This is a genomic window from Staphylococcus sp. FW104-15G4D, assembly GCF_058790135.1.
The window spans coordinates 78235-105151 of record NZ_JBYTCH010000004.1 but is presented as its reverse complement, the minus strand read 5'-3'; the positions used below and the strand labels follow the sequence as shown (position 1 = coordinate 105151).

24 protein-coding genes are annotated in these 26917 nt (G+C 32.6%); 5 read left to right on the top strand and 19 right to left on the bottom strand.

Going from position 1 to position 26917, the window contains the following annotated elements:
* Positions 1–287 precede the first annotated feature (287 nt).
* A complete protein-coding gene (locus AC3WQX_RS10860) occupies positions 288–1541 on the top strand; it encodes a YihY/virulence factor BrkB family protein (RefSeq protein WP_002435884.1) in 1254 nt (417 codons plus the stop codon).
* A gap of 64 nt (positions 1542–1605) precedes the next feature.
* Here AC3WQX_RS10860 and vraR read toward each other — a convergent pair whose 3' ends face one another.
* The 5 genes from vraR to map all read right to left on the bottom strand — a co-directional run bounded on the left by vraR (position 1606) and on the right by map (position 5270).
* Positions 1606–2235 (bottom strand): response regulator transcription factor VraR, encoded by a 630-nt coding sequence (gene vraR, locus AC3WQX_RS10855; RefSeq protein ID WP_002469716.1) that lies wholly within the window; start codon positions 2233–2235, stop codon positions 1606–1608.
* Positions 2225–3271 (bottom strand): sensor histidine kinase VraS, encoded by a 1047-nt coding sequence (gene vraS, locus AC3WQX_RS10850; RefSeq protein WP_002435929.1) that lies wholly within the window; start codon positions 3269–3271, stop codon positions 2225–2227. Before vraS ends, vraR begins: the two co-directional genes overlap by 11 nt.
* Entirely contained in the window at positions 3268–3969 is a 702-nt protein-coding gene (gene vraT, locus AC3WQX_RS10845; protein ID WP_002435891.1) for a cell wall-active antibiotics response protein VraT, read from the bottom strand. Before vraT ends, vraS begins: the two co-directional genes overlap by 4 nt.
* 14 nt (positions 3970–3983) lie before the next feature.
* Positions 3984–4370, bottom strand: coding sequence for a hypothetical protein (locus tag AC3WQX_RS10840; RefSeq protein WP_002453601.1), 387 nt, complete (start codon positions 4368–4370; stop codon positions 3984–3986).
* 144 nt (positions 4371–4514) lie between these two features.
* A complete protein-coding gene (map, locus tag AC3WQX_RS10835) occupies positions 4515–5270 on the bottom strand; it encodes a type I methionyl aminopeptidase (RefSeq protein ID WP_002435911.1) in 756 nt (251 codons plus the stop codon).
* A 173-nt stretch (positions 5271–5443) separates the two neighbouring features.
* Here map and AC3WQX_RS10830 point away from each other — a divergent pair, with 173 nt between their 5' ends.
* Positions 5444–6433, top strand: coding sequence for an FUSC family protein (locus AC3WQX_RS10830; RefSeq protein ID WP_002435886.1), 990 nt, complete (start codon positions 5444–5446; stop codon positions 6431–6433).
* A gap of 77 nt (positions 6434–6510) precedes the next feature.
* Here the strand turns inward: AC3WQX_RS10830 and isaB are convergent, their stop codons facing one another.
* From isaB to murT, 3 genes are all read right to left on the bottom strand, one after another.
* Complete coding sequence (gene isaB, locus AC3WQX_RS10825; RefSeq protein ID WP_023350030.1) at positions 6511–7053, bottom strand: immunodominant staphylococcal antigen IsaB family protein; 543 nt, start codon at positions 7051–7053, stop codon at positions 6511–6513.
* 228 nt (positions 7054–7281) lie between these two features.
* Positions 7282–8007, bottom strand: a complete 726-nt coding sequence (gatD, locus tag AC3WQX_RS10820) for a lipid II isoglutaminyl synthase subunit GatD (protein WP_002469718.1) — start codon at positions 8005–8007, stop codon at positions 7282–7284.
* On the bottom strand, positions 8008–9321 hold the full coding sequence (gene murT / locus AC3WQX_RS10815) for a lipid II isoglutaminyl synthase subunit MurT (RefSeq protein WP_002435902.1): 1314 nt from the start codon (positions 9319–9321) through the stop codon (positions 8008–8010). It abuts the gene before it with no gap.
* A 227-nt stretch (positions 9322–9548) separates the two neighbouring features.
* On the opposite strand from murT, the gene ftnA reads away from it, so the two are divergent.
* Positions 9549–10049 carry an H-type ferritin FtnA gene (gene ftnA, locus AC3WQX_RS10810; protein ID WP_023350029.1) on the top strand — a complete coding sequence of 167 codons (501 nt, stop codon included), beginning with the start codon at positions 9549–9551 and terminating at the stop codon, positions 10047–10049.
* A gap of 309 nt (positions 10050–10358) precedes the next feature.
* On the top strand, positions 10359–10913 hold the full coding sequence (locus AC3WQX_RS10805) for a 3'-5' exonuclease (protein WP_023350028.1): 555 nt from the start codon (positions 10359–10361) through the stop codon (positions 10911–10913).
* A gap of 35 nt (positions 10914–10948) precedes the next feature.
* Here AC3WQX_RS10805 and dinB read toward each other — a convergent pair whose 3' ends face one another.
* From dinB to gatC, 7 genes are all read right to left on the bottom strand, one after another.
* The gene (gene dinB, locus AC3WQX_RS10800) at positions 10949–12019 is read right to left on the bottom strand and encodes a DNA polymerase IV (protein ID WP_002435885.1); all 1071 of its coding nucleotides are present in this window, start codon (positions 12017–12019) and stop codon (positions 10949–10951) included.
* Between the two features lie 158 nt (positions 12020–12177).
* On the bottom strand, positions 12178–12720 hold the full coding sequence (locus AC3WQX_RS10795; protein ID WP_023350026.1) for a DUF3267 domain-containing protein: 543 nt from the start codon (positions 12718–12720) through the stop codon (positions 12178–12180).
* Between the two features lie 151 nt (positions 12721–12871).
* Positions 12872–14239, bottom strand: coding sequence for a 23S rRNA (uracil(1939)-C(5))-methyltransferase RlmD (gene rlmD, locus AC3WQX_RS10790; RefSeq protein ID WP_492740200.1), 1368 nt, complete (start codon positions 14237–14239; stop codon positions 12872–12874).
* An 87-nt stretch (positions 14240–14326) separates the two neighbouring features.
* The gene (locus AC3WQX_RS10785) at positions 14327–15277 is read right to left on the bottom strand and encodes a diacylglycerol kinase (RefSeq protein WP_002435922.1); all 951 of its coding nucleotides are present in this window, start codon (positions 15275–15277) and stop codon (positions 14327–14329) included.
* Positions 15278–15517: 240 nt separating this feature from the next.
* On the bottom strand, positions 15518–16945 hold the full coding sequence (gene gatB, locus AC3WQX_RS10780) for an Asp-tRNA(Asn)/Glu-tRNA(Gln) amidotransferase subunit GatB (protein WP_002435944.1): 1428 nt from the start codon (positions 16943–16945) through the stop codon (positions 15518–15520).
* A gap of 12 nt (positions 16946–16957) precedes the next feature.
* A complete protein-coding gene (gatA, locus tag AC3WQX_RS10775; protein WP_002435909.1) occupies positions 16958–18415 on the bottom strand; it encodes an Asp-tRNA(Asn)/Glu-tRNA(Gln) amidotransferase subunit GatA in 1458 nt (485 codons plus the stop codon).
* Between the two features lies 1 nt (position 18416).
* Positions 18417–18719 carry an Asp-tRNA(Asn)/Glu-tRNA(Gln) amidotransferase subunit GatC gene (gene gatC, locus AC3WQX_RS10770; protein ID WP_002435888.1) on the bottom strand — a complete coding sequence of 101 codons (303 nt, stop codon included), beginning with the start codon at positions 18717–18719 and terminating at the stop codon, positions 18417–18419.
* A 379-nt stretch (positions 18720–19098) separates the two neighbouring features.
* On the opposite strand from gatC, the gene putP reads away from it, so the two are divergent.
* Positions 19099–20634 carry a sodium/proline symporter PutP gene (gene putP, locus AC3WQX_RS10765; RefSeq protein WP_023350022.1) on the top strand — a complete coding sequence of 512 codons (1536 nt, stop codon included), beginning with the start codon at positions 19099–19101 and terminating at the stop codon, positions 20632–20634.
* A gap of 73 nt (positions 20635–20707) precedes the next feature.
* On the opposite strand, the gene AC3WQX_RS10760 is transcribed toward putP, so the two are convergent.
* From AC3WQX_RS10760 to pcrB, 4 genes are read right to left on the bottom strand one after another with little or no spacing between them, the layout of a single operon-like run.
* Positions 20708–21916 (bottom strand): CamS family sex pheromone protein, encoded by a 1209-nt coding sequence (locus tag AC3WQX_RS10760; RefSeq protein ID WP_023350021.1) that lies wholly within the window; start codon positions 21914–21916, stop codon positions 20708–20710.
* A gap of 12 nt (positions 21917–21928) precedes the next feature.
* Complete coding sequence (gene ligA, locus AC3WQX_RS10755) at positions 21929–23932, bottom strand: NAD-dependent DNA ligase LigA (protein WP_023350020.1); 2004 nt, start codon at positions 23930–23932, stop codon at positions 21929–21931.
* Positions 23933–23939: 7 nt separating this feature from the next.
* Positions 23940–26135 carry a DNA helicase PcrA gene (gene pcrA / locus AC3WQX_RS10750; protein WP_023350019.1) on the bottom strand — a complete coding sequence of 732 codons (2196 nt, stop codon included), beginning with the start codon at positions 26133–26135 and terminating at the stop codon, positions 23940–23942.
* Positions 26135–26824 carry a heptaprenylglyceryl phosphate synthase gene (gene pcrB / locus AC3WQX_RS10745; RefSeq protein WP_002435967.1) on the bottom strand — a complete coding sequence of 230 codons (690 nt, stop codon included), beginning with the start codon at positions 26822–26824 and terminating at the stop codon, positions 26135–26137. The genes pcrA and pcrB overlap by 1 nt, the downstream gene beginning before the upstream one ends.
* Positions 26825–26917 lie beyond the last annotated feature (93 nt).

Below are 26917 nucleotides of genomic sequence, written 5' to 3'. Positions count from 1 at the left end.
TACTCTACTTTTAACAGTGTTTTTTTATGAATTTTAATAATAAGTACAAGTACTTCAATGAGAAATAAATAATTCTACATATGTAGCTAGAGCATAAATTGCTTCATAGCTATTGTCATTCGATAAATTTTAAGCGAAAATGTTGAATAACAATAATATTTAGCTATAAATGTTAAGAATACTTTTAGTAAAAGTAAAGAAATTTTACATTTATTGTTTGATATCTATAGTAAATTGGGAATATATTTTCATACATTTCTCGAATTTATTAAGCAAAGGAGATAGTTATGTCAAAACAAGAAAAAACAACTTCAAAGTTCCTAAATTCGGCTAAGGAACATGAGGAACATGGGAAAGGAAAAAATGGTGAAAAAGATAAACAGATTAAAGTCGACCGTACATATATTGAACCTCAACAGTTTCAATCAAAATCACCTAAGAAAAAGAATCAAGTATTCTTTCTATCAAGGTTAAATAAACCTGCCAAATACACGAAAGATTCTAATTTCCTCAATTACTTAATTTATAGAATAGGAAAAGATGATGCTTCAGGACTAGCAGCGCAAATGACCTATCACTTCGTGTTGGCAATGTTCCCAATGCTCATTTTCTTACTGACTTTATTGGGACAGTTTATAACGATTAACACTGATCAGATTAATCAAAAGGTCAGCCAGTATGTACCTGACCAAAGTACCGCCGACGTAATCACAAAAATATTTAGTGGTATTTCTGATAGTGCTAATGGTGGCGTCCTATCAATTGGTTTAATCTTAGCCATTTGGTCAGCATCTAATGGAATGTCTGCGATTATTAATTCATTTAATGTCGCTTATGACGTTGAGGATTCTAGAAATGGCTTCGTACTTAAGATTCTAAGTGTGTTATATACACTAGTATTAGGTATTGTGTTCGTAGTGGCCATCGTGCTCATTACATTAGGCCCAGTAATAAGCAAGTTCTTATTTGGACCTTTAGGATTAGATAAACAAGTAGAATGGGTATTTGATTTAGTAAGAATCGTCTTACCTCTAATTATAATAATCATTTTATTCACTGTATTATATTCAGTGGCACCAAATGTGAAAACGAAATTACGCTCTGTACTTCCAGGTGCCCTATTTACATCAATCATTTGGTTAGTCGGTTCATTCTTATTTGGATGGTATATCTCAAACTTCGGTAATTATAATAAAACATACGGAAGTTTAGCTGGTATCATTATTTTATTCTTATGGTTATATATCACAAGCTTTATTATCATTATTGGTGCAGAAATTAATGCTATTATACACCAAAGAACAGTAATCAAAGGCCACACACCTGAAGAAGCAGCTCTTCATCACGATGATAACAACCAAAATCATTATAATGAAGACACAACATATGAATATAATAACAATACACCAGTGAATAAAGATGAAAATTATGACGTTGATAAAAATCCAAATAATGAACAACCTGAAGATCATGAAACATTTAAAGATAAAATTGTTGATAAATTTAAAAAAGATAACGACAATAGTGGTAAAAATTCATAAATAACGTTTTAAAAAAGGCGAAAGTCACAATTATTTAAGTGACTTTCGCCTTTTTCATTGTTAGTTATTGAATCAAATTATGTTGGAAAGCATAAATAACAGCTTGAGTTCTATCTTGAACTTCTAACTTACTCAATATATTACTTACGTGTGTTTTAACAGTTTTAATAGTGATATGAGAGGCGCTAGCAATTTCTTGGTTAGAGTAACCTTTGGCAATTAATAATAAAATTTCCATTTCACGCTCTGTAAGCATTTCATATAACTCAGCACGTTTTTTCATGCGGTTTCTCATTTTTACAAGTACTTCTGGTTCAAAAACAGATTCCCCTTGATATGTTTTACGTACCGCGTCAGCAATGTCACTCGCACTAGTCGTTTTTAAGATATAACTATCTACCCCAGCATCTAATGCTCGATAAACTTCTTTATCCTCGATAAAGCTTGTTAACATTACTACTCTTATGTGAGGTAAATCCTTTTTAATTTCAGTAGTAGCTTCTACACCATCCATATCATCCATAAGTAAATCCATTAAAATTAAATCTGGTTTCAACTCATGGGCTTTTTCGATAGCTTCTTTACCAGAAGCACCTTCTCCAACTACTTCAATATCCTGTTGTGTAGATAGATAGCTTGAAATACCAATTCTAACCATTTCATGGTCATCAACAAACAATACTTTAATCGCCATTTGATTCATCCTCCTTATTCAATGGTGCTTTAACTTCTATTCTCGTACCTGAATCCGGTAACGATACGATATGGAATGTGGCACCAATCTCTAAAGCACGTTCTCTCATATTTTTTAATCCATAACTCTGTTCAAATTTTTCATCTACATTAAAACCTTTACCATTATCTTGAATTCTAAGTAGTAAATAATCTTCTTTATTAAATAATTCAACTGTTACCTTAGAACCATTAGAGTGTCGTAATGTATTAGAAATAGCCTCTTGGGTGATTCTAAACAAATGATCTTCTATCCCTTTTGGTACTTTGAAATCTTGAATTTCATGAACAACTTTCATAGGGACTTTCTTTTGAAGATCAATGACTAAATCTTTAATACCCTCTCCTAATGATTTGTCTTTCAAACCAATAGGTCTTAGATGTAATAATAATGCTCTCATTTCGAGCTGAGAGTCTTGAACCATCTTCTCTAGTACAGGTATTTGTTGGTCTAAAGGTGGTTCTAATTTTGACTCTTTAATCGCTGACAACATCATACTTGCTGCAAATAGTTGCTGACTAACTGAGTCATGTAGTTCTCTTGCTAAACGTTGACGTTCGTCTTCAATAATTTTCTTCACTTTTACATCATTCATATTATAATTTTCATTGGTCATATTCTGCGTTTTCATTCTCAATCGGTGTAATTCTTGATTTAAAGGAACTAAAGTATGGTAAATTTCTAACGTTTCACTGTATAACTCTAGGTTTTGATCATTTATGCCTACTGTTTCACCTTCAATAGACCTTTCAATTTGTGACTTAAGCCAATCATTTTGTTGATTGATTTTATACGCTAACACAGAGCCAACGATAATACATAGTAAGATGATTAATATATTTAGGAATAAAAATACTGGTATTCCAAAAATTTGGGTGTAAAACATCCCTTGAAAATAAATAATATTGACGAACACCTTATCAATGAATAAAAAAGCAGTTAGCATGCTATATACAAGTATTAGCATTGAACCAATTGCTCTCAAGTAGTGATTCATCTATAAATCACCTCAACGTCTCCTATGAACGTTGAAACGTAAACATTGACAGTATAGTTGTCTTCTTTAGTTTTTTCTTCAACTTGAATATGGTTATTTTCAATTTTGTATGATTGTTGTTCTAAATAAGCAGTACCATAGAATGCAGCCGCATGTAGATTAATATTATAGTTTAGTGGAACAATCACTTGGACCTTGCCAAGAATATGACGTACTACAATCGTATTCGTTTCTTTAATATTAGCTGCTTTTGTCATATCAATATGAATATCACCGATGCCATGTTGAATCTGTACATCTTCCCACTTATAAACATAAACTGGTGTACGTTGTTCCCCGAACCACTTTTGTTTAATAAATATAGGTGACGTTACCTCTTCATCAGTTGCAATAACTTTTAATGGCTTAAATTTATAAATTAAGTAACGAATGATAAGTACCACTAAGAAAATAAAAAGAATAATAATTGTGTACTTATTAGACAATAGAGTAAACGCAATAAGCAATGCCCCTATCCAGAAGGACAACAAACCTCTTACTTTATGAAAATAGACATATCCTACATACACGAGCACACATCCTAATAATAAGACGAGAAGAAAGCCAATTTTTTCAAAAAATATATAATAAAAATTGGCGATAATCATTAAAGCTGTAAAAATTATCAACATTTCAGTTGATATATATTTGTGCGTCATGTTTCGCCACCTTTCTATGCTACAGCACTCATATGATAAATTAAGTTACACTCATTTTCTGTAGTGATTTTCTCTTTAGATTGTAAATGTAAATCTGCTTCAATTCTTGCATAATAAGCTTCAATATCATCTAACTTTGTTTTAATTTTTTCAATTTCTACATCATGAATTTCCTCTGCACAATAAATGTCATGATTATTGACGATATCGATATATTTATTTTCCAATGAGAGGGTGAGACTGTCAATTAACTTCTTTAATTGAACTCTTTTCTCACTTAAATAATTGATATAACTCTCGATACTTTTTAATTTTTTATCCAGTATCATTTTGTATTCATCAATACTATTTTTAATTGTTGATTTGAGAAATTGTTGTAAATATAAATCCATATAATTCATAGTACCACCTCGTCATTAATTAAACCTAAGTATAAAACAATTCCGAAACCTAACGTAATAGGCTCCGGAACCATATTGAATTCATACTTTAGTCCGACGAGTGGTAAAGAACTCTCCGCAAGATATTAAATGTATTTTAAATTCCTAGTCATCGATTTTAGTAGTTAATAATGGACCGTCTTTAGTAACAATTACTGTATGCTCAATCTGAGCCACAAAGCTCTTATCTTTAGTTTCAAATGCCCACTCGTTCTTTCCTTCAGTGACAAATGTAGCTCGTGATGAAATGAAAGGTTCTACTGCAATAACAAGACCTTCTTTTAATAGAGTTTTGTCTTTTGGATCATAATAATTCATTACATGACTAGGTGCTTCATGTAACGATTGACCCACACCATGACCAGTTAAGTTTTTAATTACTGTTAAATCGTTTTGACGTGCTGTAGCGTGAACCGCCTTACCAATATTACTTAATTTGGCACCAGGTTTTACTTTCGTCATGGCATTTTCAAAAGCCATTGTTGCTACATCACATACTTTTTGTTTAAGAGGATTATCTGCTTCTCCCACTACAAATGAGATGCCTGTATCAGCATAGTAACCATCTTTTAACGCTGATACATCGATATTGACTAAGTCTCCCTCACGAATAATACGTTTACCGGGAATACCATGGGCTACCTCTTCATTTACACTAATACATGTTTGCCCAGGAAAGTTTTCATCATGAATTGGGGCCGAAATTGCACCATGCTCCTCAAACAAATCTTTAGCAATATTATCTAACTCTCGTGTAGTCACACCAGGTTTAGTTGCTGCTTGCATTGTGTCTCTGACCTTAGCACAAATGTATCCTATTTCTTTTAATGCTTGTAATTCTTCATCAGTTTTAACAATCATTTTATCCCGTTCCTTTTTAAATTTTATTTCATCTTATTATAGCAAATTTTTTTTGATATACTAAACTTGAATGGTACATAATTAGATTTATATGAAATATTTTTAGAGAAAGAGAATTTGTATAAAGTATATGCTTTTCGAATTCCCTTTTCCTACTAAGGGGTCAGATAGCTATGAATGTAAAATGGTATAGACATATAATTGGAGCTAGAACGCTTAAAACAGGACTTGCAACTTTTTTAACATCATTATTTTGTATGTTGCTTCATCTCACTCCAATATTCGCTATTTTAACAGCAATTGTAACTATTGAACCTACAGCAAAGGCATCAATTAAGAAAGGCTATAAACGTTTACCCGCGACAGTTATAGGTGCTTTATTTGCTGTAGTATTCACCTATATATTTGGAGATCAATCACCATTAAGTTATGCACTTGCTGCAACGTTTACCATTTTAGTTTGTACGAAATTCAATTTACAAGTTGGTACTACTGTTGCAGTACTCACTTCAGTAGCAATGATTCCTGGTATTCATGAAGCGTATTATTTTAATTTCTTTTCAAGATTATTAACCGCTCTTATTGGACTTGTCACAGCAGGATTAGTTAACTTTATCATTCTGCCCCCTAAATATTATCAACAACTTGAAGACCAACTATCAATGTCTGAGAAAAAAATGTACGACTTATTTTATAACCGTTGCCAAGAGTTATTATTAGGAAAGTTTAGTTCTGAGAAAAGTAATAGACAACTTTCAAAATTAAACATTATTGCTCAAAAGATTGAGACTTTAACGAGTTATCAAAGAGATGAACTTCATTATCATAAAAATAAAGAAGATGATTGGAAATTACTAAATAAAATAACCAATCGCGCGTATAATAATCGTTTGTTTATCTCTCATCTATCCAATATCATTTATCTACCTAAAAATACTCATATTGCTTTCGCTCCAGAAGAAAAGATGGCGATAATAAATATTAGTAATAGTATTAGTGAAATAATAAGTCATGGAGGTTTTAAACGGCACAAGAAATCAGCTTCGACGTTAAAAACCTCTGTGAAGCGTTTAGAAGAATTTGACCAAAATCAAATGAAGAGCCACCTTATTTATGAGATACTGTTAATTTATAAAATTTTAGATTCTCGCTATGCTAAATAATTAATACAACAGTAAATACCTCAGAATGGTTACTTAATCATAACCGTTCTGAGGTATCTTTATTCTAAACTTTAAAATTATTCTGTTTCACCTTGACCAATTGTCACTGAAGTAACATAACCGTTCTCTACTTTAAATTGTAATTTGATTTTATCGCCATGGTATACATATACACCATCATTAGAATCTGTACTTGAGTGTGGTAAATGATTTAATTCATCATTTGGATAAACATCTTTCATTTGATCTAAAGACAATGATTGATCTGTTACTTTAAATCTGATACTTGTAGCCGTATCCTCACCTGTTGTTCTAATTTCTTGATCATACACATGCTTGTATTCAATATTATCTTCATTATCTTGTTCAATCTTATAACCATTAAAATTTAACTGCCCATTATCCAAAGCATTAACAAAACTTTTAGTTGCAAGATAAGAAGCATTTTGACCGGCATTACCATTATGTACGTATTCATCTTGATTTAATGATGATTGATGATTATAACTCGATAAGTGATTGTCCCCATTAACCATTTGTTCAGCGTGTGCAACTTGCGAAAGTGAAAAAGCAATCGATGATGCTGCAAGAGTTAAACCCATCATTTTAAAACCTTTCATTTTCTCACTCCTATAAATTGTATAAAGTAAAGTTCTCTTGTACACGCTTAGTATATCAACTATAAAACAATATCAAACCTATATTTCTTATCTTCACACTTCTATCACTTTACTGTCCTAAAATAAAATTTTAAAGACGTTCAAGCAACCTAAGTGTTGAAAATAAAAAAGAGCTAGAGAATAGCTGCTTTAGCTATTATTCTAACTCTAAATTATAATTACAATTATTTAATTCTTGCTGTTCTTAGCTCGGTTAATTAATACTTGTTTAGCTGCTTCTTCTTCAGTATTGTCTAATTCTTTAGGTTCAAATGGAATGCCTTTACGTTCACACGCTTTTTCAAGTAAATAATCTGTCATTTCATGATTTTTAGGTAATACTGGACCGTGTAAATAAGAACCTAAAAGATTTTTGTAATGAATTCCTTCTTTACGATCAGTATCATTATTACCATAACCGTGAGTCACTTGTCCAAGTGTACCAAAGTTATGATATGTTCTACCGCCATGATTTTCAAAACCAACAATGGTTCCAAATGTATCACTTTCAATCACAATATCACCTGTTAAACGGTCAGTTCGTGACTCAGTATAGAAATCAAGAACTCCTAATCCCTCAAGTTCTGTTCCATCAGGAGTAATATACTTCGTTCCTAAGAATTGGTAACCACCACAAATTGTTAGGCCTGGCATGCCATCTTCAATTGCTTCTTTAAGTGAGGTTTTAATTTTACTGAGTTCTTTAGTTGCAAGAGCTTGCTCTCGATCACTTCCGCCACCAATGAAGAATATGTCGCAATTATCGAATGTTACACCATCTGTTTCATTAATTTCTAAAACATTTAATTTGATATTTCTCTTTTTAGCACGTTGTTTTAGTGCGATGATATTCCCAATGTCACTGTATAAATTTAATTTATCAGACATAAAATGATATACCGTTAGTTCATTCATTTACGACTGACCTCCTTCAAATGAGCGATTTAATTGCTCTAGCATCGGCGCTAAAGAAGTATAATTTGGAATAGCTACCGTAAATGATGTATAGTTCATTGTTTTAGCCGTAGCTTTATAGATATCATTCTCAACAATTATAGGAACATCCACTTCAGCAAGTTTTAAACGTAGTTGTAGTTCTTCAGCACGTGTACCAGTAACAATGATAGCTTCAATATCTTGATTGCTTAACTTCTCAAAGTCAGCATCGTAAATCCATGATGTATCACGGCCATCCGCAGCATTATCGTTCAAGCTAATCACATAAACTTTCTTACCTTCAAGCTGTTCACCAACTGATAAGCTAGCATTCATTCCTGCAGGGTTCTTAGCAAGATTTATCATTGCTTCTTTATTCCCTTTAGAAAAATATTGCATACGGCCATTGTCAGAAGTATATGTTTCAAAACCTTTTTGAATTGATTCGTCATTAAGTCCCAATTCTCTTAAAACTGAATATGCCGCTAAAGCGTTAAATGCATTGAAGTCACCCGCAATTTTCATATTAAAAGTAAAATGATTAATCGTCATATTGATAAATGGTGAAACTTCAAAATTTGAAACTTCATATGTAGGTTCTTCACGTTTAAATCCACATTCACAATGATAATGACCAATTTGATTATAATGAATATAATCATACTGTAATAATCGTCCACAATTTGGGCAATATTTACTTTCGTTCATGGTGCTTTGTTCAAATTCATGTGCATGTGCTTTCATACCATAATATACTAGAGAATCACTTGCGATTTTCAATCGACTTACGAATGGATCATCAGCGTTTAATAATAATTTAATACCTTTATTGCTTATTGATTTCGCTATATTATTTACCATAATATCTATTTCGCCAAATCTATCCATTTGGTCTCTGAAAAAGTTTGTAAATACCATCATTGATGGCGTAACCTCTTTAAGAACTCGAGGTATTGAGCCCTCATCAATCTCAATGATAGCAATTTTAGTGTCTTTTGAAATTTGCATAATGAATGCAGACGTAATCCCTGCAGCCATATTTGCACCTTCATTATTATGAATAATTTTAATTTGATTTTCTTTTAAAGTATGCCCTATTAAGTTAGATGTTGTTGTTTTACCATTAGTACCACTAATAAATACGATATCATCAACTTGTTCAGACAATTTTCTTAATATATTTTGATCCACACGTCTTGCGATTTGCCCTGGCAAGTCTGTTCCCTTCTTACCAACAGCTCTGCTTGCCTTACGAGCTAACTTAGCCATGTGAGTTGCAGTCCATTGTCTCATGCGTTTCCTCCTCTTAATTCCACTCGCATAATTATAACATGTAAAGGGTATAACAAAAAAGATTCTCAATTCGAAAAGAATGGCCGTTTTGCAGATTAGAATAATTTTAATCTGTAAATGAGAATGGTTATCTCTATATTAGAATAATTATTATTTACTATTGAGAAAAGGTTTGTTATACTCATATATGTAATTAATTAATTCAATTTTTATAAGAGGTGAATGAGATGTTAAGTAAAGAATTACTTGAAGCATTAAACGAACAAATGAACCACGAATATTTCTCTGCTCATGCTTATATGGCAATGGCAGCTTATTGCGATAAAGAATCTTATGAAGGTTTTGCTAACTTCTACATTGAACAAGCTAAAGAAGAACGATTCCACGGTAAAAAAATCTATGATTATATTAACGATCGCGGTGAACATGCAGTTTTTGATACAATTAAAGCTCCTAAAGTAGAATTCTCATCTATTTTAGAAACATTTAAAGATGGTTTAGAACAAGAAAGAGATGTTACTAAACGTTTCTATAACCTATCTGATTTAGCGCATAAAGATAAAGACTATGCTACAATTTCATTCTTAAATTGGTTCTTAGATGAACAAGTTGAAGAAGAATCAACATTCGAAACACACATTGATTACTTAACTCGTATCGGTGACGATTGCAATACATTATACTTATATGAGAAAGAACTTGCTAATCGCTCTTTTGACGAAGAATAATTCGTAACTCTTGTCTTAAATTCAACAAGATATGATAACTATGACATTAACCTTAGTTATTAACATATCCTTATAGCCCAATCATGTGATTCATTAAAACGCATGGTTGGGCTAATTTTATATATATTATTTAAGAAAACATCTATAGAACTTACAAGAACTTACAAATTTTAACTAATGAAATTAGAGTTAGTTTATAAAAGTAGAGCAAATTAAAACCACTTTACTAGGAAAGTAAAAAGAAGTGTTATAAAATATATAATTAAAGAATTTATATTAATTGAAAATGATACAGGAAGGAAAATATGAATGGCTGATAATGCTTTTGTAGCGTTAGACTTTGAAACCGCAAATGGTAAGCGTACGAGTATTTGTTCAGTTGGTATGGTTAAAGTCATCAATAATCAAATTACTGAATCATTCTACACACTAGTAAACCCCTTTGATTACTTTACTGAAACAAATATAAATGTTCATGGTATTAGACCTGAGGACGTTGAAGATGCACCAAGTTTTGAATATGTTTACCCTTATATGCTTAAATTCATAAATGAATTACCTGTTGTTGCACACAACGCGGCTTTTGATATGAATGTCTTACATCAGAGTTTAAAAAGCTTAAATATTGAAACACCTTCGATGACTTATTTTTGTTCATATCAGCTAGCCAAACGAACAATTGATGCTTACAGGTATGGTCTTAAGCATTTGATGAATCATTATCAATTAGATTTCCACGGTCATCATGACGCACTCAATGATGCTAAAGCGTGTGCAATGATTACATTTAGGTTACTCAAACACTATGATGATTTACCAAGTATGCTTTCAATCTACGGTAAGAATCTTAAAGATAAAGGCTGATTGTACACTATAACTAAGTGAACATCAGCCTATTTTTATATAAAATCATATATTGTCATATTTCGATAACTTGATTGCTCTAAATTTCCCACTGTTACGCCTATAAGTCGAATAGGTATATCAGGATCTTTTAAATCATTATAGAGTGTATAAGCTATATTATAAATGTCGTTTTCTGATTGAACAGAATCTCTTAAACTTGTTTGTTTCGATAACGTCTCATATTTAAAGGTTTTAATTTTTACTGTTACTGTTTTACCGGATTTCTGTAATTTGTTTAATCTTTCTGCAGTTTTACCAGAAAGTTCCCATACTTTCCTCAAAATTTCATCGTCATCATTTACATCAGTTGAAAAGGTGCGCTCAGTTCCTACTGATTTTCTCACTCGGGTAGCTTTCACTTCATTGTTATCAATACCTCTAGCTTTATTATATAAACCGCGGCCTCTTTTCCCGAATAGACGAATTAGTTCAAATTCATCTTTGTCGTACAAATCTTGCCCAGTGTAGATGCCATTATTATGCATAACTTTCTTTGAAGCTTTCCCAACTCCAGGAAATTCACCTATGTCTAAATTCATTAATATCTCATGTACATTTTGATAGTCTATAACGGTCATACCATTTGGTTTATTCATTCCACTCGCTAATTTAGCTAAAAATTTATTATATGATACACCAGCTGAAGCAGTTAATTGCGTTTGTTCGTAGATATCACGTCGAATATAGTTCGCAATTCTAGACGCGGGCATATCTGGTCGAACGAGATGTGTGATATCTAAATATGCTTCATCTAATGACATAGGTTCTACAATTTCTGTGTAACTTCGAAAGATATCCATAATCTGTTGTGAAACTTCTCTATATGCACCAAAACGACTAGTTACGTAATATCCATTTGGGCAAAGTTTATGAGCTTGAGACATTGGCATTGCTGAATGCACACCATATTTCCTTGCTTCATAAGATGCAGTTGATACTACGCCACGATGACTCGCTTTACCCCCTACAATGACTGGTTTGCCTTTAAGTTGAGGATTATCTCGCATTTCTACTTGCGCAAAGAAATAATCCATATCAATGTGAATAATCCTTCTCTCTGCCAAAGTCTCACCTCACTTTCCATTTTTTAAAATAGCTTGATATTATTATACGCTTTAAATAAATATTTTACATGTATTGTGCACACTTTAAAATGTATGCTTTAGAATGGTTTCAATAATAAAAACCACTTGCTCGTCTATTTGAACAAGTGGTTAATCTATTATTCATGATTTGCTTGGGTTGGTTTACTTTGATATAAGTATAATCCTTCATCATATTTTTGAACGTATTTAAATTTACTAGTAAATGCAAGTGCTACTAGAAATACATCTATCATACAGTAACTCATATGTATACTAAACATGAAAATGAGTGATGAGTAAGAATACATTTGAATAAGTATAAGTAATGTTAAACTAATCATCACAAGTGGCGCTAACATAATTGTTGTAAATTGCCATCTATTAAAACATGTATTGGAGAATTGCATGATGATGGATCGTTTATTGTATTTAATTGAAGGTTTTTCACCTTTTGAAAATAGTATAAATAGTAATCTGTGAATAAGCTCATGAACAATTAATAATATAATAAAACCTATGAATCCATAGAACAGGTTCATCACTATATTTTGTTCAATCAGATGAGTCACTTTATAAGCCCATTTATAAGTAAATAATACGACAAATAATCCAAATACAATTTGCAATAAAATAAATCGCTGAAGTTGAAATTTATTCTCTGATAAATCTATTTTATGCACAACCAACCCTCCAATTCGCTATTTTTCAACCATAGTATACATCTTTTAATTTGGTTAAAAAAGACTCTTTTCAAGAAAGTAAGTTGCTTGTAATAATACCTTAACATTCAATACACATTTGCAATTAATTGTATTCTATCTTTGAGATTTTTTAATTCTCTTTGCGTTCAAATAAGGCCACAGTTTCTATATGTGTTGTTTGTGGGAACATATCCACTGGAGTTATTTCAACTAAATGATAATTATCTGATAATAATTGCGCATCTCTTTGTTGAGTAGATGGATTACAGGAAATATATACAATGCGTTTGGGATTTAATTTGAGCAACGTTTTAATAAACGTCTCATCGCAACCTTTTCTTGGTGGATCAACCATCACTACGTCAGGTTTTATTCCTTGTGCTTTCCATTCTAAAATAACATCTTCAGCTTTCCCACATTCAAAAGTCGTATTGTTTAATTGGTTTTTAGTCGCATTCTCCTGTGCGTCTTTAATAGCAGATGGTACTACTTCAACACCATAAACATGCTTAGCTTGAGGAGCCATATACAAACCTATTGTACCAATACCGCAATAAGTGTCTAATACAATTTCCTCTCCTGTTAATTGAGCATAATCAATCGCTTTTTGATAGAGTTTCTCAGTCTGGGCAGAATTTATTTGATAGAAGGATTGATCTGATATATTAAATGTAACCTCACTTAACTCATCAACAATTTTATCTTTACCATACAACGTTACAGATTGAGGTCCCATAATGACATTTGAATGCGTATCATTAATATTTTGTTTAATGCTTGTTATATTTGGAAATTCTGAGATAAGTTTTTGCACTAATACGTTCGCATTTTTAAATTTCTTACCATTTGTAACAAAGATGACCATTATTTCATCAGTATGATACCCCGTTCTAATGACTAAGTGCCTCATTAAACCTCTTTTATTTTTTTCATCATAGATACTCATATTAAGTTCATTAAACCAATGTTTTACATAGTTCATAATATTTTGGTGTTGTTCATCTTGAATTAGACAACTATCCATATCGATAATGTCATGACTTCGTTGTCTATAGAATCCCATGATAGCTTTATTATCTTTATCTTTCCCTACTGGAATCTGAGATTTATTACGGTATCTCCATGGTTGTTCCATTCCTAACGTAGGCTGAATCGGTGTATCTTCGAAAGGACCTTTACGATGAAATAGATTAACAACTTGTTCTTTTTTCATATTTAATTGAGCTTGATAAGTCATATGTTGCAACTGACATCCACCACATTTGTAATAATATACGCAAGGAGGCTCAACTCTATCTTTACTTTTATTTTTTACTTCAAGAAGTTTACCAATTGCAAAATTCTTTTTCACTTTAATCAATTTGTATTCTATCTCTTCTTCTATAAGAGCATTAGGCACAAACACTGGATAACGATCAATTTTTACAACGCCATGCCCTTCATGCCTTAAATCGATAACTTTTCCAGTATGCACCTCATTCTTTTTTAATGTTTCCAAAATATTTCCCCCACATACAAAAAGGTTAGGATATCAATTCTGGGTCTCCTAACCTTCTTATTAATATTCTAATTGCTCAGTTATAGTTTACTGCTTTTCAGTGGTAATATCAGGTGTTGAACCATTATCTAATAATTCTTCATTAAAGACATCTTTAGGCGTAAATACTTCAATATGACGTTCTAAATTTAAGAAATTCGCTGGCAATTTACCACCATATTCACCATCAACATTTAATTGCATTTCGGTATATGATGAAATATTAATTGACTTAGCTTTTTCATAAATTACTTTAGGATGTTTTGTATGTTCACCACGGGAAGCTAAAGTCATGATATGTCCTAGCTCAGCTAAATTGGCTTTTTCCACAATAATTAAAGTGAAATATCCATCGTCTAATTTTGCATCAGGTACTAACTTTTCAAATCCTGCCATAGAATTCGTCAGACCAAGTAAGAAGAGCAATGCTTCCCCTTGGAATACCTTATTATCATATTCAATACGAATATCTACAGCCTTCATTTGTGGTAACATTTCAAACCCTTTAATGTAATATGCAAAAGGTCCAACAATAGATTTAAGTTTACTTGGCGTCTCATAAGAGACTTGAGTGAGTCTACCTCCTGCTGCCAAATTAATAAAGTAACGGTTATTCATCTTACCGATATCTACTTTAGTAGTATGACCCTCTATGATAATATCAACAGCACCCATAATATCATTTGGTAAATGTAATGCACGCCCAAAGTCATTGACAGTGCCCATTGGAATGATTCCTAATTTAGGACGATTTGGTTGCTCAGCGATACCATTAACAACTTCATTTAAAGTACCATCACCACCTGCTACAATTAACAAATCATAATGACTACTCAATGCTCTTTCCGCTTCTATTGTTGCGTCGCCAGCTTTCTCAGTAGCAAACGCACTTGTTTCATAGCCAGCTTTCTCTAATTTAATTAATACATCTGGTAATACGCGTTTAAATAGTTCTTTCCCTGATGTCGGGTTATATATAATTCTTGCACGTTTTCTCATAGTTAATCCCTCGACTTCATATACTCATACATTATATTAAATGATTTAAACATCAGTTAAAAGTATTTATTACTAATTCTCTCAACTTATCGACAATATTAATTTTAGAGAGGCTCAAAATGATTTTATTTTTAAGAATTTTAACATCAAAGATGTTTATTTGGATCTTTTAATCTAAAAAAGCTTCTATCACATGTTTGTTGACATGTAATAGAAGCTTTGAAAATGATATGTGACGGATTAGCGTTTATCTAATTCTTGTTTTAATAAACCATTAACTTTTTGAGGGTTAGCTTGGCCTTTTGAAGCTTTCATAATTTGTCCAACTAAGAAGCCCATAGCTTTGCCTTTACCGTTTTTATAGTCTTCTACAGATTGAGGATTATTATCTAAAGCTTCATTAACGAATTTTAATAACGTCGCTTCATCTGAAATTTGTACTAAACCTTTATCTTCCATAATTTGTTTAGCATCTCCACCATTTTCTGCAAGTTCTGGGAAGACTTTTTTAGCAATTTTACTACTCATAGTACCGTCTTCAATCAATTTGATCATTCCTGCAAGATTTTCAGGTGTCAATTGTGTATCTTGTAATTCGACTTGATTTTTATTTAAATATTCATTTACGCCACCCATTAACCAGTTAGACGTTAACTTAACATCAGCACCATGTTCGATGGCACCTTCAAAGAAATCTGACATTTCTTTGGTAAGTGTTAAGACATGTGCATCGTATTCAGGTAAACCTAAATCATTCACATATTTAGCTTTACGCTCATCTGGCAACTCAGGAATCGTTTGACGTACACGTTCTTTCCATTCTTCATCAACATATAAAGGTACAATATCTGGCTCTGGGAAATAACGATAATCATCAGAACCTTCTTTAACACGCATTAAAATAGTTTTACCAGTTGATTCATCAAAGCGACGTGTTTCTTGCCCAATTTCGCCACCATTGAGTAATTCTTCTTCTTGGCGTTTTTCTTCATATTCTAAACCTTTTCTTACATAGTTAAATGAGTTAAGGTTTTTCAATTCAGTTTTGGTACCAAATTCTTCTTGTCCATAAGGGCGTAATGAAATATTAGCATCACAACGTAGTGAACCTTCTTCCATCTTACAATCAGAAACACCTGTATATTGAATAATTGAACGTAACTTTTCTAAATAAGCATAAGCTTCTTGAGGTGAACGAATGTCAGGTTCAGAAACAATTTCAATTAGAGGCGTACCTTGACGATTTAAGTCAACTAGAGAATAACCATCTTTATGTGTTGATTTACCCGCATCTTCTTCCATGTGAAGACGTGTAATACCAATACGTTTAGTTTCTCCATCTACTTCAATATCAATATAACCATTTTCACCAATTGGTTCATCAAATTGAGAAATCTGATATGCCTTTGGATTATCAGGATAGAAATAGTTTTTACGGTCAAATTTAGAATTTGTAGCGATATCCATATTTAAAGCCATTGAAGCTCTCATAGCCCAATCTACTGCACGTCTATTTACAACCGGTAATACACCTGGATATGCTAAGTCGATAACATTTGTATTTGAGTTAGGTTCAGCTCCAAAATGTGCTGGTGATGGAGAGAACATTTTTGAGTCTGTTTTTAACTCTACGTGAACTTCAAGTCCTATAACTGTTTCAAAATGCATGGTTTCCACTCCTTATAATTTTTCGTATGCGTCATGTAAGTTGTATTGTGTTTCATATTGATAAGCTACACGATATAACGTCTTTTCATCGAAAGGTTTACCGATAAATTGTAAACCAATTGGTCGTCCGTTAAATTGTCCGCAAGGAACAGAAATACCAGGTAAACCAGCTAAGTTAACTGGTGTTGTTAGTAAATCATTTGCATACATAGTTAATGGATCATCAATTTCTTCGCCTAAATTAAATGCAGTTGTTGGCGCAGTTGGTCCTACCACTACATCATATTCTTCAAATACTTTATCAAAATCATTTTTAATTAATGTTCTCACTTTTTGAGACTTTTTATAGTAAGCATCGTAGTAACCTGAGCTTAAAGCGAATGTTCCTAAGAAGATACGACGTTTAACTTCAGCTCCGAAGCCTTCAGATCTTGACATTTTATATAACTCTTCTAACGATTGAGCTTCTTTTGAATGGTAGCCATAACGGATGCCATCAAAACGAGCTAAGTTTGCAGATGCTTCAGATGATGCAATTACATAATAAGAAGGAATACCATATTTAGTGTTAGGTAATGAAACTTCTCCTACTTCAGCACCTAAAGATTTTAACGTCTCAACAGCTTCTTTAACAGACGTTTTGACTTCTTCACTTACACCTTCTCCTAAGTATTCTTTAGGTAAAGCTACTTTAAGACCTTTGATATCTTTACCAATATCTGAAGTGAAATCAACATCTTCTACTGGTGCACTAGTTGAATCATTTGCATCTACACCTGAAATTGTTTCAAGTACAATTGCGTTATCTTTAACGTTGCGTGTAATAGGACCAATTTGATCTAAAGAAGAAGCAAAAGCCACTAAACCAAAACGTGATACACGTCCATATGTAGGTTTCATACCTACGACACCACAATATGCTGCTGGTTGTCTGATAGAACCTCCTGTATCAGATCCTAAACTAAATGGTACTAAACCTGCTGCAACAGCTGCTGCTGAACCACCAGAAGAACCTCCAGGTACTGCTGTATGATCGAATGGGTTTAACGTTTTCTTAAAGTAAGATGTTTCAGTTGAACCACCCATTGCAAACTCATCCATATTTAATTTACCAATAAGTACGGCATTTTCTCCATGTAATTTGTTCATTACAGTAGACTCGTATATTGGTACGAATCCTTCAAGCATTTTACTCGCACATGTAGTTTCTACATCTTTGGTAATAATATTATCTTTAATTCCCATAGGAATACCAAATAATTTACCGTCCATTTGATCCTTCGCTTGTAAATCATCTAGTTCTTCTGCTTTTTTAATAGCATTCTCTTTATCTAAAGCTAAGAAAGATTTGATAGTTGGGTCTGTTTCTTCAATAGCTGCATAAATATCTTTAACAACTTCAGAAGGTTTAATTTCTTTGTTCTTAATCATTTCTGTTAATTTTTCAACAGATTCATAGCGAATACTCATCTTAAGCGTCCTCCCCATTCATGATGGATGGCACTTTAAATTGTCCATCTTCTGTTTCTTTTGCATTTTTCAATGCTAATTCTTGAGGAATGCCCTCGATTGCTTTATCGTCACGTAACACGTTTTGTAAATCTAATACGTGATAAGTTGGCTCAACACCTTCAGTATCAGCACTATCATTTTGTTTCGCAAAATCTAAAATACTTTCTAAGGTATTAGCCATTTCTTCTGTTTCTTCAGAAGAAATTTGAAGTCTAGCTAAATTAGCAATATGTTCAACTTCTTCACGTGTAACTTTAGTCATTAAATAAAAGCCTCCTTAATACTCATTCATCATCAAATTGTATCAAATTTCGCTATAAAAATCTAAGTTTTTATAACGATGTTAGATAAAATAAAGGCTTGATATATCAGCCTTTATAAACTTCCTTAAATTAGGTTACATATTTAAGTTAATTCAATCTTACATAATAACATTCATACAACTTCTACTTTTAAATTTTAAATAATATGCAATTTTATACAATCGAAAGTTAATTCCAAACTTTCGAGTAAGCGCTTTCTATACTGGTATTAAAGCTATTATTTTACAAATATTGAATTTTTACTTTTCTGAACATTTCATTATCATGTATAATATTACAAATAACTTATTTAAAAACAAAGTAAAGGGAGTGTTTCATATGCTGACATTAGGTTCTACACTCAGTAACCAAGTCGATGCGAATTGGCAAACATACATTATGATTGCTGCTTACTTTATTATTCTGCTCGTTATCGGCTTTTACGGTTACAAACAAGCTACGGGCAATTTAAGTGAATTTATGCTAGGAGGACGTAATATAGGACCATATATTACAGCTCTATCAGCAGGTGCTTCTGATATGAGTGGCTGGATGATTATGGGACTTCCAGGTTCAGTCTATAGCACAGGTCTTTCTGCCATATGGATAACAATAGGTTTAACACTTGGTGCATATATCAACTATTTCGTCGTCGCTTCTAGATTACGAGTCTATACAGAAATTGCTGGGGATGCCATCACCTTACCTGATTTCTTCAAGAATAGATTGAATGATAACCAAAATGTGATTAAAATTATTTCTGGATTAATTATTGTTGTCTTCTTTACTTTATATACTCATTCTGGATTCGTTTCAGGTGGTAAATTATTCGAAAGTGCCTTCGGACTTAATTACCATTTTGGATTGATATTAGTTGCACTCATCGTTATCCTATACACCTTTTTCGGAGGTTATTTAGCTGTATCAATTACTGACTTTTTCCAAGGCGTGATTATGCTTATTGCAATGGTAATGGTACCTATTGTTGCCCTTTTAAAATTAAATGGATGGGACACGTTTCATGAAGTGGCACAAATGAAACCAACAAATTTAGATTTATTTAGAGGAACAACTGTAATTGGTATTATATCTCTATTTTCTTGGGGACTTGGTTACTTTGGACAACCACATATCATAGTACGATTCATGTCTATTAAATCTCATAAGTTATTACCTAAAGCAAGACGTTTAGGAATTAGTTGGATGGCAATAGGTTTACTTGGTGCAGTGGGAGTTGGTTTAACAGGTATCGCGTTTATTTCTGAAAAACACATCAAATTAGAAGATCCAGAAACACTATTTATTGTTATGAGCCAAGTTTTATTCCACCCTCTTGTTGGTGGTTTCTTGTTAGCGGCAATTTTAGCTGCAATTATGAGCACTATTTCTTCCCAACTATTAGTAACATCTAGTTCTTTAACTGAAGATTTTTATAAACTTGTACGGGGTGAAGATAAAGCAGCAGCTCATCAAAAAGAATTTGTAATGGTAGGCCGTTTGTCAGTACTAGTTGTTGCCATAGTTGCAATAGCTATCGCTTGGCATCCAAATGACACAATTCTTAACCTTGTGGGTAATGCTTGGGCAGGTTTTGGTGCTGCATTTAGCCCACTTGTACTATTTTCACTGTATTGGAAAGACCTCACACGTGCTGGAGCCGTGAGTGGTATGATTGCAGGTTCTCTAGTCGTTATCATTTGGATAGCATGGATTAAACCACTTGCTTCGGTCAACGAATTATTTGGAATGTACGAAATTATTCCAGGCTTTATCATCAGCGTAATGGTTACTTATTTTGTAAGTAAATTAACTAAGAAGCCAGGTACTTTCGTTGAAAATGATTTAAACAAAGTGAAGCAAATCGTTCGAGAATAAATTCTAAATTAAACATTAAAATAGGCGCCTTCGACTTTATCACTTATACTAGTCGAAGGCGCCTATAACTATATTAATTATGATAGATATGAACTTGTGGTTCTTTATCATCTTTCGATTTGCTAATTAATGCACGAGGTGTATTACCATCTTTGATGCGAATTTCATACTCATCAATATTATCAAAATATTTTTCAGCTTGCTCTGTAACATATTGAGTAATACCAATAGTTTCAGCTTGCCCATAATAATCGATTGGTAAATCAACAGTTAATTGTTTTGGTTTCTTATTAATAAATTTCACTTTACCTACTGCTTGAGTAAAGTTAGAGAAGTAAGATTGTAAATTATCATTAAATTGTTTGAAATTATTATTTAATGTTTCATTATAATCCTCTGCAGTTGAGGAAGGAAGCAAGGCTGATTTTTCTTTAATAGCGTCCCATTCATTAATTTTTGTTTTACCATCATCTGCAGTTGCACCAGCAATAAATTCACCTGGTGTAATAGAATCTTGGCCTGATTGTTTATAAATTGCAAAATGAATTGGTATATCTTTTAAATCGCTATTTTCACGTAAGCGAGATAACATTTCACTTGCCATTTGTTTACCTTGTTTTTCAATTTCTTTATCATCTAATTTTTTACTATATGTTTCTCCATCTTTTTCTTTTTGATAATAGTAAACACTATTCATAGCTAGTCCAATCGTCATGCCTTTGATATTTTTAGCTTTAGAATCATTATTACCATAAAAATCTTGTTCTAGTATATTTGAAAGATAAGCTGGTGATTGTTTTGCTATTTTTTCTTCGTCTGTTTCACCATTGTGTGAAGGATTAAGACCAAGGTTTTCATTCGCTTTCTTACTTTTCTTCTCGTTCTCACTCATCTTATCAATTTCTTTTTTCGTGTATTTAGGATTTAAATAGGCATTAATTGTCTTCTTATCTAAATACTGTCCATCTTGGTAAAGATATTTATTTGTCGGGAATACTTCTTTACTTAAAGTCAATAAGCCACTTTCAAAATCTTCACCGTTATAGCTATTTGCCATATTATCTTGCAAGAGACCTCTCGCTTGGCTTTCTTTAAAAGGTAAAATTGTTCTATAATTATCTCCTTGAACATTTTTGTCTGTTGCAATTTGTTTTACTTGGTTCGTATTTTGACTATTCTTACTTCCACTTTCATCTTTATCAGATTGGTTATCTTTTTGATTGTTATTACATGCAGCTAATAAAAATATTGTCGAAATGAGTAAAATAATTGTTCGCTTCATCGACGTACTCCTCTAATTATTTAATTCTTTTTGTTTTTTAGCAAATTCATCTTCAGTCCAAATTTCTGTACCAAACTTTTCAGCTTTAGCAAGTTTAGAACCTGCGTCAGCACCGGCTATAACAATATCTGTACTTTTAGTAACACTACTTGTTACTTTAGCCCCTTGCATTTCTAACCATTGTGTAGCTTCACTTCTTGTCATTTGTTCTAGTTTACCAGTTAATACAATAGTTTTACCATTAAATTCAGGATGGCCCTCAATTTCTGTAGTTTTAATTCCTTTATAATTCATATTAACATTTTTGTCTTTTAATTTTTGAATTAAAGCACGAATATCTTGATTTTCTAAATAAGTGACAACAGATTGAGCTAGTTTATCACCTATATCATGTATCGCTACAAGTTCTTCCTCAGTCACATTTAATAAACGATCCATCGTTTCATATTTCTCTGCTAGAACTTGGCTTGCTTTAACACCTAAATGTCTGATACCTAGACCAAATAATAAATGTTCAAGTGAGTTATCTTTAGCTTTCTCTATAGCAGCTAATAGATTCTCAACTTTTTTATTACCCATACGTTCTAAAGGAAGCAAGTCTTCTTCTTTAAGATAAAAGATATCTGCAACATCTTTGATTAACTCATTTTCATATAATTGTTGAATAATTTTTGTTCCAAGTCCATCAATGTTCATTGCTTGTCTAGAGACGAAATGTATTAGTCCTTCTATAAGTTGTGCTTGACATTTAGGATTGATGCAACGAAGTGCAACTTCACCCTCTATTCTAACCAACTCATGATCGCAACTTGGGCAATGTGTTGGCATATGATATGTCTTGGCATCCTTTGGTCGTCTATCTAATATGCTCTTGACTACTTCAGGAATGATGTCACCAGCCTTCTTAACTACTACACTGTCACCAATACGAATATCTCTTTCATGTATGAGGTCCTCATTATGTAAAGACGCTCTAGAAACAGTTGTACCTGCTACTCTAACGGGTTCAAGAATAGCTGTTGGAGTTACTACACCAGTTCTCCCTATGCTTAACTCGATATCTAATAGTTTTGAAACGACTTCTTCAGCAGGAAATTTGTAGGCAATTGCCCATCTTGGAGATTTCTGTGTGTACCCCATTTCCTCTTGTTGATCTAAATCATTTACTTTAATAACAATACCGTCAATATCATATGATAAAGACTCTCTTTTCTCAGTCCATTTCTCTATATAGTCGAGAACACCATCAATATCAGCTACTCGTTCTCTTTCTTGGTTTGTTTTAAAACCTAAGTCATCAAGTTCTTGTAAAGCCCCACTTTGAGTTGTTGCATCAAACTCAGTTAAATCATTTACGCTATACAAGAAGACACTTAACTTTCTTTTGGCTGCAAGTTTAGAATCAAGTTGTCTTAAAGATCCTGCTGCTGCATTTCTTGGATTCGCAAAAGGTTGTTCACCATTCTCTTCCTTTTCCGCATTTAGATTCATAAATGATTGTCTAGGCATATAGGCTTCTCCACGCACCTCAAAATTAAGTGGTTCCTTAATTTTTAATGGTATAGCGTGGATAGTTCTTAAATTCTCAGTAATATCCTCTCCAGTAGTGCCATCACCTCGTGTCAATCCTTGAACGAATCTACCATTTTGATATTTGAGAGAAACAGCTAATCCATCGATTTTTAGTTCGCACATATACTCGACGTTTCCGATATTTTCTCTAATACGTTGGTCGAACTTTCTTAAATCTTCTTCATTAAATGCATTCCCTAAACTTAACATTGGTGTATCATGATTTACCTTTTCAAATGAGGACTGCGCCTCTCCACCTACACGTACAGTAGGTGAATCAGCAGTCTTATATTCGGGATGCTTCTCTTCAATATCTATAAGTTCATGTAATAATTTATCATATTCACTATCTGGTACAGATGGATTATCCTGAACATAATATTCATAGCTATATTGGTTTAATAAATCATGTAGTTCATTTACACGAGATTGTAAATCTTTCATCCCCTTATTAGTCCTCCTTCTTCTCTATTGGCGCAAATTGAGCAAGTAAACGTTTAGGTCCTTCAGATTTAAATATGATATCCAATTCTACCGAACCATTTTTCTCATTTACATTGCTAACCATTCCTTCACCCCAAGCTTTGTGAGTCACCTTGTCTCCTACTTTCCATTCTGAAGATGAAACTTGTTTCTTAGGTGAAGTCATTCGTTTGCTAAATCCTCTTTTCTGTTGTGGTTTAGCTTTTGGTTGTTGGATTGTTTGTCGTTTATTACCAGTATGACTTTCAAGTAACTCTTCTGGAATTTCCTTTAAAAATCTAGAAGGCATATTGGATTGTGAACGTCCAAATAACATTCTTGTAGTGGCATTCGTGACATATAATAATTCTTCAGCACGGGTAATTGCCACATAACAAATTCGACGTTCCTCTTCCATTTCATGATCATCATCTGATTTAATAGCTCGAATATGAGGGAATAGTGATTCTTCCATACCCATAATAAAAACAATTGGAAACTCTAAACCTTTCGCAGAGTGCATAGTCATCATCGTTACACCACTTTGCGTATCTGCTTCATCTATATCAGCGACAAGTGATAAATCAGTTAAGAAATTGATTAAAGATTGTTCTTCTAATGGTGTATTTTCCTCATAGTCTTTCGGTACAGACATAAATTCATCTAAGTTTTCTAAACGACTACGTGATTCAAGTGTCTGTTCTCTCTCTAACATGTCACGATAACCTGATTTTTTTAAGACTTCCTCTACAATTTCACTTATTTCAAGAAATTCTTGTTCCTTTATTAAATGAGTTATTGTCTCATAAAAGTTAATGCATTCCTGTGTAACTTTCTTAGAGAGACCAATAAAGTCCACTTCTCCTAATGCATCGAACATACTTATATTGCTTTGAACTGCATAGGTTTGAATCTTCTCAACTGAAGAAGGCCCTATCCCTCTTTTAGGAACATTAATAATACGCTGTAAACTAATATCATCGTTACTATTCGCAATTACGCGTAAATAGCTTAGTAAGTCTTTGATTTCTTTACGGTCATAGAACTTTTGACCTCCAACCATAGTGTATGGAATGTTAGATTTCATGAATGTTTCCTCTAGTACACGTGATTGTGCATTAGTTCTATAAAGTATTGCCATATCGCTATACTTCTTACCATTTCTTTGATGTTTCATAATTTCTTTCACAACATACTCAGCTTCATCACGTTCTGTCATCGCTTCATAATATTGGATTTTGTCTCCACCTGTATTTGCAGTCCATAATCCCTTAGGTTTACGTTCTGAATTGTTTTTAATCACTTCATTAGCTGCATTTAATATATTTTTAGTAGAACGATAATTTTGCTCTAGGAAAATGGTCTTCGCTTCAGGATAATCCTCTTCGAAAGATAAAATGTTTTGTATATCAGCGCCACGCCAACCATAGATAGATTGATCTGAGTCACCTACAACGCAAAGATTTTTAAATTTATTAGCAAGTAATTTCACTAAAGTGTACTGCGCTTTGTTTGTATCTTGATATTCATCGACATGAATATATTGAAACTTATTTTGATAATATTCTAGCGCATCAGGAACACGTTCAAAGAGGTTTATTGTAGTCATTATTAAATCATCAAAGTCTAATGCTTCATTTCGTGATAATTGTCTTTGATAACCTTTGTATACAGTAGCAACCATTTGTGAGTGAAAGTCATTTGCTTCTTTTTGAGCATCATCTGGTGTTTTCAATTCATTTTTAAGATTACTTATTGCTCCAATGAACATTCTTGGTTCAAAACGCTTGCTATCTATGTTTTCATTTTTCAAAACATCTTTAATAACAGATTTTTGGTCAGTAGGATCAATGATAGTGAAATTGCGTTCTATTCCAATTCTATCTGCATCCCTTCTTAAGATTCTCACGCACATAGAATGGAATGTGGACATCCAAATAACTTGAGCCTCTTCTCCGACCAATTGTTCAACACGTTCTTTCATTTCTTTAGCTGCTTTATTCGTAAAAGTAATCGCTAAAATATTGTAAGGAGACACATCTTTTTCATCTAATAAATAAGCAATACGATGTGTTAATACGCGTGTTTTCCCTGACCCCGCGCCAGCCATAATAAGCAATGGCCCTTCAGTCGTTCTTACAGCTTCACTTTGTTCTGTATTCATATTCTTTACTAGCGAATTCATTAATTAGACTCCTTTATTTTTACAGTTTTTAGCGCTTTTTTAATATCAGTATATATAATATTTCCTACGATAATCGTATCTGCAAAGTCAGCCATTTCTTGAGCTTGACCTAAATTTGAGATACCCCCACCATAGAAGAGTTGTGTTTCAGTAAGCATTTGAGATACGGCCTTTACTTTTTCTATGTCACCATATGCCCCACTATATTCTAAATACATAACAGGGAAATGATAGAGTTCATTAGCCATCTGCGCATATGCTTCAACATCTTCAATATTTAATTCCGTTTGAGCTCCAGTTTTGCGTGCAACTTTACTATCTGAATTCAGTATTAAATACCCTTCAAATATTACTTCCTCAAAGTTTATTACATGACCAAATTGTTTGAGAGCTTCTAATAAAATACCATTATGATATGTTGTATCATTACTATTCATCACTGTAGGAATAAAATAAAAATCAAATCCAGGCATTACACTTTCAACATTTGAAACCTCTAATGCAAGTGGTAATGGATAACGTCTCACTCTACTCATTAAATGAATGACATTATCCTCGGTTACATTATCCGTACCACCAATCATAATTGCATCTGTATTTGACATGCATATTGCTTCTAAATCATCGTCAGATATTGACTTAGCCGGATCTAGTTTAAATATATGTTTCCACTTTGTTATGTCATACATTTTCTGAAACTCCTTTATTTAACATACCCTAAATTATAGCATTTTTAAGTGTTAAGTTCTAAAGAGTAAAAAAGATAATAATACATCATTTCA

Bases quoted from the DNA above. Each gene is read 5' to 3' on its own strand.
- AC3WQX_RS10860 (WP_002435884.1), top strand. From the start codon at position 288: ATGTCAAAACAAGAAAAAACAACTTCAAAGTTCCTAAATTCGGCTAAG.
- isaB (WP_023350030.1), bottom strand. From the start codon at position 7,053: ATGAAAGGTTTTAAAATGATGGGTTTAACTCTTGCAGCATCATCGATT.
- AC3WQX_RS10840 (WP_002453601.1), bottom strand. From the start codon at position 4,370: ATGAATTATATGGATTTATATTTACAACAATTTCTCAAATCAACAATT.
- gatB (WP_002435944.1), bottom strand. From the start codon at position 16,945: ATGCATTTTGAAACAGTTATAGGACTTGAAGTTCACGTAGAGTTAAAA.
- map (WP_002435911.1), bottom strand. From the start codon at position 5,270: ATGATTGTTAAAACTGATGAAGAATTACAAGCATTAAAAGAAATAGGA.
- gatC (WP_002435888.1), bottom strand. From the start codon at position 18,719: ATGACTAAAGTTACACGTGAAGAAGTTGAACATATTGCTAATTTAGCT.
- murT (WP_002435902.1), bottom strand. From the start codon at position 9,321: ATGAGACAATGGACTGCAACTCACATGGCTAAGTTAGCTCGTAAGGCA.
- pcrB (WP_002435967.1), bottom strand. From the start codon at position 26,824: ATGTATGACATAACAAAGTGGAAACATATATTTAAACTAGATCCGGCT.
- ligA (WP_023350020.1), bottom strand. From the start codon at position 23,932: ATGAAAGATTTACAATCTCGTGTAAATGAACTACATGATTTATTAAAC.
- AC3WQX_RS10760 (WP_023350021.1), bottom strand. From the start codon at position 21,916: ATGAAGCGAACAATTATTTTACTCATTTCGACAATATTTTTATTAGCT.
- putP (WP_023350022.1), top strand. From the start codon at position 19,099: ATGCTGACATTAGGTTCTACACTCAGTAACCAAGTCGATGCGAATTGG.
- AC3WQX_RS10830 (WP_002435886.1), top strand. From the start codon at position 5,444: ATGAATGTAAAATGGTATAGACATATAATTGGAGCTAGAACGCTTAAA.
- pcrA (WP_023350019.1), bottom strand. From the start codon at position 26,135: ATGAATTCGCTAGTAAAGAATATGAATACAGAACAAAGTGAAGCTGTA.
- vraT (WP_002435891.1), bottom strand. From the start codon at position 3,969: ATGACGCACAAATATATATCAACTGAAATGTTGATAATTTTTACAGCT.
- ftnA (WP_023350029.1), top strand. From the start codon at position 9,549: ATGTTAAGTAAAGAATTACTTGAAGCATTAAACGAACAAATGAACCAC.
- gatD (WP_002469718.1), bottom strand. From the start codon at position 8,007: ATGAATGAACTAACGGTATATCATTTTATGTCTGATAAATTAAATTTA.
- vraR (WP_002469716.1), bottom strand. From the start codon at position 2,235: ATGGCGATTAAAGTATTGTTTGTTGATGACCATGAAATGGTTAGAATT.
- gatA (WP_002435909.1), bottom strand. From the start codon at position 18,415: ATGAGTATTCGCTATGAATCTGTTGAAAAATTAACAGAAATGATTAAG.
- AC3WQX_RS10805 (WP_023350028.1), top strand. From the start codon at position 10,359: ATGGCTGATAATGCTTTTGTAGCGTTAGACTTTGAAACCGCAAATGGT.
- vraS (WP_002435929.1), bottom strand. From the start codon at position 3,271: ATGAATCACTACTTGAGAGCAATTGGTTCAATGCTAATACTTGTATAT.
- AC3WQX_RS10785 (WP_002435922.1), bottom strand. From the start codon at position 15,277: ATGAGAAAACGTGCAAGAATTATATATAACCCGACATCAGGGAAAGAA.